Source organism: Cellulomonas citrea (assembly GCF_009829685.1).
Lineage (GTDB): Bacteria > Actinomycetota > Actinomycetes > Actinomycetales > Cellulomonadaceae > Cellulomonas > Cellulomonas citrea.
Map to the genome: position 1 here is coordinate 1 of NZ_VWSD01000246.1, position 2,564 is coordinate 2,564.

Consider the following 2,564-nt stretch of genomic DNA (forward strand, 5'->3'; position numbering starts at 1 on the left):
ACGACGGCGTCCGCATCGCGATCGACGACTTCGGGTCGGGCTACTCCTCGCTGGCCTACCTGCGCGACCTGCCGATCGACGAGCTGAAGATCGACCGGTCCTTCGTCGACCCGCTGACCAGCGACCCGCGGGCGCACGCCCTCGTCGCGGCCACGATCGCGCTCGCGCACGGACTGGATCAGGTGGCGGTCGCCGAGGGCGTGGAGGACGAGGCGACCCTCACGCGTCTGGCGCAGATGGGGTGCGACCAGGTGCAGGGCTACTACGTGGCCCGGCCGATGCCCGGTGACGAGGTGCCCGGCTGGTTGGCGGGCCACGTCGCCGTCCCGGTGCCCGGCCGCACCGGCTGAGCCTGCCGCGTGCGCTCGACCATGGCGCGCAGCTCGTCGGCGCCCACATCGGCCCCGAACGCCTCGTGGTGCGGTTCGAGCAGCACGCCGTCGGCGAGCGGGCCGATCGGCACCGGGTCGAACCCGAGGTCGTCGACGAGCCCGGCCACGAGGGTGAGCGCCGTGGGGTCGTCGGCGGCCAGCGCGACGGCCTTGCGGTCGGCCGCACCGCGCGGCCGTGGCCCCTCGTCGAGGTCGTGGTAGCCCAGGTGGTTGAACGCCTTGACCACGGGTGAGCGTGGCAGGTACGCCTGCACCTGGGTGCTGGTGGAGACCAGGTCGTCGCGGCGCCCGTCGACCTCCCACCAGTAGTTCATGGCGTCGACCACGACGGTCCCGGCCAGCGCATCGGCCGGGACGGTGCCGAGCCGGCCGAGCGGCAGCGCGAGCACGACGAGCTCGCCGTCGCGCGCGGCCTGCTCGGCGGTGACGGCGGTGGCGCCGGGCGCCAGCACGTCGACGACGAGCCGGATCCGCTCGGGGTCACCCGACCCGGCGATCAGCACCTGGTAGCCGGCGGCGACGGCGAGCCTGGCCAGGACGGTGCCGAGCTTGCCGGCCCCGAGGACACCGAGCACCGGACGGGTCATCCCGCGGTGTCCTGGCGCTGTGCGAGCAGCTCGCGCACGAGCGGGGCCACCTGTGTCCCGAACAGCTCGACGGCGTGCTTGCGGGCGCTCGTCGTCTGCGGTCCGGAGGTGTAGATGAGGTCGAACCGGTCCACCCCGAGCAGCCCCACGGTGTCGGCGATCTTGTGCGCGACGGTCTGCGGCGAGCCGACGTAGAGCGAGCCGTGCGCGATCTCGCCCTCGAACTGGCCGCGGTGCACGGGCGGCCAGCCGCGGTCGGCGCCGATCCGGTCGCGCTGGATCTTGAACCCCGGGTAGTAGAGCTCCTTGGCCTGCTCGTCGGTCTCGGCGATGAAGCCGGGGGAGTGCACGCCGATGGGGCCCGCCGTGGTGCCCAGCTGCGCGGCGGCCCGGTGGTAGAGGTCGATGTAGGGCGCGAACCGTTCGGGTTCGCCGCCGATGATCGCGAGCATGAGCGGCAGGCCGTACGTCGCGGTGCGGACGACGGACTGCGGGGAGCCGCCGACGCCGACCCAGGTGCGCAGCCCGTGCTCGGTCTTGGGGTAGACGTCGGCCTCGTGCAGCGCGGCCCGGGTGGAGCCCGTCCAGGTGACGGGTGCCTCGGTGAGCAGCCGGCTGAACAGTTCGAGCTTTTCCTCGAAGAGCACCTCGTAGTCGGCCAGGTCGTAGCCGAACAGCGGGAACGACTCGGTGAACGAGCCGCGGCCGAGGATGACGTCGGCCCGCCCGTTCGAGAGCGCGTCGAGGGTGGCGAACCGCTGGAACACGCGCACCGGGTCGTCCGAGCTGAGCACGGTGACGCCGGACGCCAGCCGGATCCGGGAGGTGCGGGTGGCGATCCCGGCGAGCACGGTGTCGGGGGCGGAGACGGAGTAGTCGGCCCGGTGGTGCTCGCCGACGGCGATGACGTCGAGGCCCACCTCGTCGGCCAGCACGCCCTCGTCGAGCACCTGGCGGATGGCGGCGGCGTGGCTGAGCAGCCGGCCGTCGTCGTCGGTCGGGATGTCGCCGAAGGTGTCGATCCCCAGCACGACGTCGGTCATCACGGCTCCTCACGGGTGGAGCAGCCATCGTCCGCCTTGAAAGTTGAACTGTCAACTAAAGCAGGGCGGGTGGCGAGAGGAGGGACGGTGCCACCCCCGGCCGGGCGGCATGATGGGCGCCGTGACGGCGTCGAACCGGCTGGTGGTGCTGTCCCCGCACCTGGACGACGCCGTGCTCGGCGCCGGTGCGCTCATCGCCGACGAGGTCCGGGCCGGGGCCACCGTCGAGGTCTGGACCGCCTTCACCCGGCAGCCCGAACCCGCCACGGTGCCACGGCGGCTGCGACCGTTCGCCGACTACCGCACCCGCCTCGCGGAGGACGACCGCGCGCTCGCCGTGCTGGGTGCCGCCGCCCGCCGCCTCGACCTGCCCGAACGCATCTGGCGCGACCCGCCGGCCCGGGGGCTGCGCGCCGCGTTCCGCACCCCGGCCGACCGTGCCGGCCTCGACCAGCTCGAACCGGTCGCCGCCGCGGTCGCCGAGGCGTTCGCCCAGCCCGGGACGCGGGTGCTCGCCCCGCTCGGCGACGGCCACCACGTCG

4 protein-coding genes are annotated in these 2,564 nt (G+C 73.8%); 2 read left to right on the plus strand and 2 right to left on the minus strand.

Annotated elements, in window-relative coordinates:
* Nucleotides 1-350, plus strand: a 350-nt coding sequence (locus tag F2B26_RS15690) for an EAL domain-containing protein (RefSeq protein ID WP_159810944.1), incomplete at its 5' end; no start/stop codon positions are given.
* Here F2B26_RS15690 and F2B26_RS15695 read toward each other — a convergent pair.
* Nucleotides 263-979 carry an NADPH-dependent F420 reductase gene (locus tag F2B26_RS15695; RefSeq protein ID WP_159810946.1) on the minus strand — a complete coding sequence of 239 codons (717 nt, stop codon included), beginning with the start codon at nucleotides 977-979 and terminating at the stop codon, nucleotides 263-265. The two genes, F2B26_RS15690 and F2B26_RS15695, sit on opposite strands and share 88 nt — an antisense overlap.
* Nucleotides 976-2,022: an LLM class flavin-dependent oxidoreductase gene (locus F2B26_RS15700; protein ID WP_159810948.1), complete on the minus strand. Its 1,047-nt coding sequence runs from the start codon at nucleotides 2,020-2,022 to the stop codon at nucleotides 976-978. The genes F2B26_RS15695 and F2B26_RS15700 overlap by 4 nt, the downstream gene beginning before the upstream one ends.
* A 121-nt stretch (nucleotides 2,023-2,143) precedes the next feature.
* On the opposite strand from F2B26_RS15700, the gene F2B26_RS15705 reads away from it, so the two are divergent.
* A partial coding sequence (locus F2B26_RS15705; protein WP_201292785.1) for a PIG-L deacetylase family protein occupies nucleotides 2,144-2,564 on the plus strand: 421 nt, incomplete at its 3' end.

Coding starts and splice junctions, on each gene's coding strand:
- F2B26_RS15695 (WP_159810946.1), bottom strand. CDS start 979: ATGACCCGTCCGGTGCTCGGTGTCCTCGGGGCCGGCAAGCTCGGCACC.
- F2B26_RS15700 (WP_159810948.1), bottom strand. CDS start 2,022: ATGACCGACGTCGTGCTGGGGATCGACACCTTCGGCGACATCCCGACC.